The 5,054-nt window shown below is 68.4% G+C and carries 6 protein-coding genes; 1 reads left to right on the top strand and 5 read right to left on the bottom strand.

What is annotated here, in order from left to right:
* The 4 genes from acnA to dut form a co-directional block, all read right to left on the bottom strand.
* On the bottom strand, nt 1–2,081 hold a 2,081-nt coding region (gene acnA / locus NQ160_RS18190), incomplete at its 3' end, for an aconitate hydratase AcnA (RefSeq protein WP_308211494.1).
* A 139-nt stretch (nt 2,082–2,220) separates the two neighbouring features.
* Entirely contained in the window at nt 2,221–2,967 is a 747-nt protein-coding gene (locus tag NQ160_RS18185) for a DUF3159 domain-containing protein (RefSeq protein ID WP_257516539.1), read from the bottom strand.
* Nucleotides 2,964–3,569, bottom strand: a complete 606-nt coding sequence (locus NQ160_RS18180; protein WP_257516538.1) for a DUF3710 domain-containing protein — start codon at nt 3,567–3,569, stop codon at nt 2,964–2,966. The genes NQ160_RS18185 and NQ160_RS18180 overlap by 4 nt, the downstream gene beginning before the upstream one ends.
* Nucleotides 3,566–4,018, bottom strand: a complete 453-nt coding sequence (gene dut, locus NQ160_RS18175; RefSeq protein WP_257516537.1) for a dUTP diphosphatase — start codon at nt 4,016–4,018, stop codon at nt 3,566–3,568. Before dut ends, NQ160_RS18180 begins: the two co-directional genes overlap by 4 nt.
* 12 nt (nt 4,019–4,030) lie before the next feature.
* On the opposite strand from dut, the gene NQ160_RS18170 reads away from it, so the two are divergent.
* A complete protein-coding gene (locus NQ160_RS18170) occupies nt 4,031–4,507 on the top strand; it encodes a DUF3093 domain-containing protein (RefSeq protein WP_257516536.1) in 477 nt (158 codons plus the stop codon).
* 6 nt (nt 4,508–4,513) lie between these two features.
* On the opposite strand, the gene NQ160_RS18165 is transcribed toward NQ160_RS18170, so the two are convergent.
* Nucleotides 4,514–4,807: a DUF4193 domain-containing protein gene (locus tag NQ160_RS18165; protein ID WP_257516535.1), complete on the bottom strand. Its 294-nt coding sequence runs from the start codon at nt 4,805–4,807 to the stop codon at nt 4,514–4,516.
* Nucleotides 4,808–5,054 lie beyond the last annotated feature (247 nt).

Here is a 5,054-nt window from a genome sequence, read left to right as displayed (position 1 = left end):
TACGGCGCCTTGCGGACGTAGGTGGAGTCCTCATCCCACTCGAAGATCGGGCCGGTCGGCGTCGGCAGCGTCTGCCAGCGCTCGTCGCCGTCGAAGACCGTCGCGTACTGCTTGATGAACTGCTCGCGCGAGATCGACGAGTCGATGATCTCCTGCACCTCGTCGGTGGCGGGCCAGATGTCCTTCAGGAACACGTCGTTGCCGTCGGTGTCCTTGCCCAGCGCGTCGGTCTCGAAGTCGAAGTTCATCGACCCGGCCAGGGCGTAGGCCACGACCAGCGGCGGCGACGCGAGGTAGTTCATCTTCACATCGGGGCTGATGCGACCCTCGAAGTTGCGGTTGCCCGAGAGCACTGCGGTGACGGCGAGGTCGTTGTCGTTGACCGCCTGCGACACCTCTTCGATGAGCGGGCCCGAGTTGCCGATACAGATCGTGCACCCGTAGCCGACGGTGTAGAACCCGAGACCCTCGAGGTCCTTGTCGAGCCCCGACTTCTCGTAGTAGTCGGTGACGACCTTCGAGCCCGGCCCGAGCGTGGTCTTGACCCACGGCTTCTGCTTGAGGCCCTTCTCGCGCGCCTTGCGGGCGAGAAGACCGGCGGCGATCATGACGGACGGGTTCGACGTGTTGGTGCACGACGTGATGGCCGCGAGCGTCACCGCGCCGTTGTCGAGCAGGTAGGGCGAGCCCTCCGGGGGCGTCACCTTGACCGGGTTGGATGCCGGGTGCGTTGAGCCGCTGAACAGCAGAGCGGACTCGGCGTGCTGGTCCTCGTGCTGGTGCGAGACGCCGTCCGCAGACACGGTCTCGTGCTCGACGCCGGGAGCGGTGCCGGGGTCGGAGGCCGGGAACGTGCCCTCGACCTCGACGGCGTCCTCGACGGTCAAATCGGTGTAGTTGAGGATGTCCTGCTGGAACTGGGTCTTGGCCTCCGACAGCAGGATGCGGTCCTGCGGGCGCTTCGGGCCTGCGATGGACGGCACGACCGTGGAGAGGTCGAGTTCCATGTATTCGCTGAAGCCGGGCTCGCGGTCGGCGTCGTGCCAGAGCGACTGCGCCTTCGCGTACGCCTCGACCAGGGCGACGGTCTCTTCCGGGCGACCGGTGAGGCGCAGGTACTCGAGGGTGACGTCGTCGATCGGGAAGATGGCCGCGGTGGAGCCGAACTCCGGGCTCATGTTGCCGATGGTGGCGCGGTTGGCCAGCGGGACGGATGCCACGCCGGCGCCGTAGAACTCCACGAACTTGCCGACGACGCCGTGCTTGCGCAGCATGTCGGTGATGGTGAGCACGACGTCGGTGGCGGTGACGCCGGCGGGGATCTCGCCGGTGAGCTTGAAGCCCACGACGCGCGGGATCAGCATCGACACGGGCTGGCCGAGCATAGCGGCCTCGGCCTCGATGCCGCCGACGCCCCAGCCGAGCACGCCGAGGCCGTTGACCATCGTGGTGTGCGAGTCGGTGCCGACGCAGGTGTCGGGGTACGCACGCAGCACGCCGTCGACCTCACGGTCGTAGACGACCTTGGCAAGGTGCTCGATGTTCACCTGGTGCACGATGCCGGTTCCGGGCGGGACGACCTTGAAGTCGTTGAACGCGGTCTGGCCCCAGCGCAGGAACTGGTACCGCTCGCCGTTGCGCTCGTACTCGATCTCGACGTTGCGCTCGAGTGCGTTGGGCGTGCCGAACAGATCGGCGATGACCGAGTGGTCGATGACCATCTCGGCCGGCGAGAGCGGGTTGATCTTGTTGGGGTCGCCGCCGAGGGCCGTGACGGCCTCGCGCATGGTGGCGAGGTCGACGATGCAGGGCACGCCGGTGAAGTCCTGCATGACCACGCGTGCGGGCGTGAACTGGATCTCGGTGTCGGGCTGAGCAGCGGGGTCCCAGGAGCCGAGCGCCTGGATCTGCTCCTTGGTGACGTTCGCACCGTCCTCGGTGCGCAGCAGGTTCTCCAGCAGCACCTTGAGGCTGAACGGGAGCTTCTCGTATCCCGGCACCGTCTCGATGCGGAAGATCTCATAGTCGGTGCTGCCGACCGTCAGGGTGCTCTTGGCACCGAAGCTGTCAACACTGGACACGCGTGTCTCCTTCGTCGGCCGCGGGAACGGGCAGTACACAGGCCCGCCCTCCATCTTCCCCCGGCGCGGCAGATCGCGGCTAGTGAGGCGCGCCTTACCCATCCGGGGTGACATTTATCTTGATATCAAGATAAATGTATCACTCCGGGCGAGGGCGGTAGAGAGCGCGCGCGGCCAGCCACGTCACCGCGATGAGCGGTGCGAACAGCGGCAGGCCCATGACGAGCTTGAGGGTCCCGAGGGTGGTGACGTCGCCGGCGAAGTACAGCGGAAGCTGCACGGCGAGGCGGGTGAAGAACAATGCCGACCAGGCCAGGGTGAGCCAGAAGAACACGCGGCGCTTACGGGCGTCACGTCTCCAGGCGGTTCCTTCACCCATGAGGTAGCCGGCGGCGAGTCCGATGAGCGACCAGCCGATGAGGGCCGAGACGAGCAGGGCCGTCCCGTACGCGGCGTTCGTGATGAAGCCCGGGATGAAGTTGTCTTCACCGCGCCCGGTGAACAGTGCCAGCGCGGCGGCCGCGGCGGTGGCGATGAGTCCGCCCAGCGCCGCCGATGGCGGGGTGCGCTGAACGAGCCGGATGACGGTGAGCACCAGCGCGAGGCCGACCGACAGCCCCAGGCTGAGTGGCAGGTTCGACTCATCGGTCGAAGGGTCGTAGGTGAGGGTGTAGGTGACGACGAACACCAGGCCCGGCAGCACGGACTCCGCGACGCCCCGCCAGCCGCCCATGGCGTGCCAGACGACGTGGCCGGTCGGTCGCTCCTCGTTCGGGTCCAGACCCGCACGACGTGCGGCGCCGCCGAGCGCCTGCCCCAGGATGTCGCTCGCGCGCGGCTCGGGCTCGGGCGGTGTGGTGCCCGGCCCCTCGGACGGAGTGCTCACGCGCTGCCCGGGGTGGCGGGCATCTTCAGGGGGATGAGGTCCCGCGGCGGCATGGGGCTGCTGCCGCGAACGACCACGAGCGAGCGGAACAGATCCTCCACGCGCGCTGCGGCATCCGTGTCGGAGGTCGCAGCGCCACCGATGACCCCGCGAAGGAACCAGCGGGGGCCGTCCACGCCGACGAAGCGGGCCAGGCGCATCCCCGCGGGCGTGCCGTCGCCGGTTGCCACGACAGGCACCTCGGCGAGCAGCTCCGGGCCGAGGGGACCTTCGCGCTCCTCGACGCGTCCGCCCTGCTGGCGCACCTGCTGGCGGATCTGCTCGCGGGTCTCGTCCCACAGCCCGGTGGAGCGCGGGGCGGCGAAGGGCTGCACCTGAAGCGTCGAGTCGGCGTAGTCCAGACCCACCGCGACGATGCGCTTGGTCTGCTCCTCCACCTCGAGACGCAGATTCAGACCCTCGCGCGGCAGCACCTTGATGCCACCCAGGTCGATGTACGGGCGTACCGGGTTCGCCTCCGACTCGTCGAACGGCCCGTTGGTGGCACGGTCGTCGGGCGCGGCCTTCGAGGCGGAATCGCCCTGCGGGGTTTCGTCGCTCATGCGTCGGTTCCTGTCTTGTCGTAGCCCGTAGAGCCGAAGCCGCCGACCCCGCGGACGCTGTCGGGCAGTTCGGTCATGGGGATGAACCGCGCGCGCGGCACCGGCATGACGATCAGCTGCGCGATGCGGTCGCCCACACCGATGTCGTAGGGCTCGCTGGCGTCGGTGTTCAGCAGTGCGACCTTGATCTCGCCCCGGTAGCCTGCGTCGATCGTGCCCGGCGCGTTGACGATGGTGATGCCGTGCTTGGCCGCGAGACCGCTGCGCGGCACGACGAAGGCGGCATAGCCCTCCGGCAGCGCGATGCGCACGCCGGTGCCGATCAGCGCGCGCTGCCCGGGCTCGAGACGCGCGGCTTCGGTCGAGACCAGGTCGGCTCCCGCGTCGCCGGGATGGGCGTATGCCGGCACCTCGGATGCAACAATGGGGACGTCCACGGAATCGGTCACCACAAGAGGCTAATGCAGAAGACAGAGGCCGGCACGCGCCCGGCATACGCGTATCGCGAGCGGCTCAGTCCCTCGCTCTGGGTGCTTGTGAGCGCCGCGGTGGTCGGCCCGATGGCCGCTCTCGTCCTCACGGCGTTCGACCCTTCGGTGGGCCTGGTCGTGGGAGGCGTGATCACGGTCGCAGTGGTCGCCCTCATGATGGGCCTCTCCCCCGTGATCGAGGTGCGCGACGGCTGGCTTTACGCGGGTCGGGCGAAGATCGAGCTGCGCTTTCTGGGCGACCCTGAAGCCCTCGTCGGCGAGGCGGCGCGCGCCGCACGCGGGCCGGAGCTCGACACGCGTGCGTGGATGCTCGTGCGTCCCGGCATCGACGGCCTCGTGCGCATCCCGCTCGAGGATCCGCGTGACCCCGCCCCGATGTGGCTGCTGTCAAGCAGAACGCCCGACCGTCTCAGCGCGGTGATCCGCGCCGCACGGTCGGGCGTCTGACGGGTATTACGCCGCGCACTCCAGGCACACGGCGCCATCGGCGCCATCGTGGTCGAGCTGCGAGCGGTGCTTCACGAGGAAGCAGTTCGAGCAGGTGAACTCGTCTTCCTGCGGGGGCAGCACCACCACGTCGAGCTCGAGGTCGGAGAGGTCGGCGCCGGGGAGCTCGAACCCCGACGGGTTGTCGGAATCCTCGACGTCAACGGCGCCCGAGAGCTTGTCGGGCACGCGCTCTTTGAGCGCCTCAATCGACTCGCTGTCATCCTCGGTCTTGCGCGGTGCGTCGTAATCGGTGGCCATTCTCGAACGTCTCTACTTCCAGTTCAGCGTGCATGTTCGCCCGATCGGGCGGCCATAGTTTGCATGACGGGATGCCTTTTCGCAAATGCTCTCGGCGGACGCCCAGCGTGCGCCTACGGCCGACCCGTGAAACTCGCGGCGCGCCCTGGATATTCCCGGGTGTGGGGCCGGGGCGTGACACCATGGCGGCACACGGCAGATTGGGAGGCGTGTTTCGTATGGAACAGCTCAAGGTGATCGGCACCGA

This window comes from Microbacterium sp. zg.Y909 (assembly GCF_024626565.1).
The sequence above is the reverse complement of the archived record's forward strand: the minus strand, read 5'-3'. Positions and strand labels throughout refer to the sequence as shown.

Excerpts from the sequence above, each read along its gene's own strand:
- NQ160_RS18165 (WP_257516535.1), bottom strand. The coding sequence starts at position 4,807 with ATGGCCACCGATTACGACGCACCGCGCAAGACCGAGGATGACAGCGAG.
- NQ160_RS18170 (WP_257516536.1), top strand. The coding sequence starts at position 4,031 with ATGCAGAAGACAGAGGCCGGCACGCGCCCGGCATACGCGTATCGCGAG.
- NQ160_RS18180 (WP_257516538.1), bottom strand. The coding sequence starts at position 3,569 with ATGAGCGACGAAACCCCGCAGGGCGATTCCGCCTCGAAGGCCGCGCCC.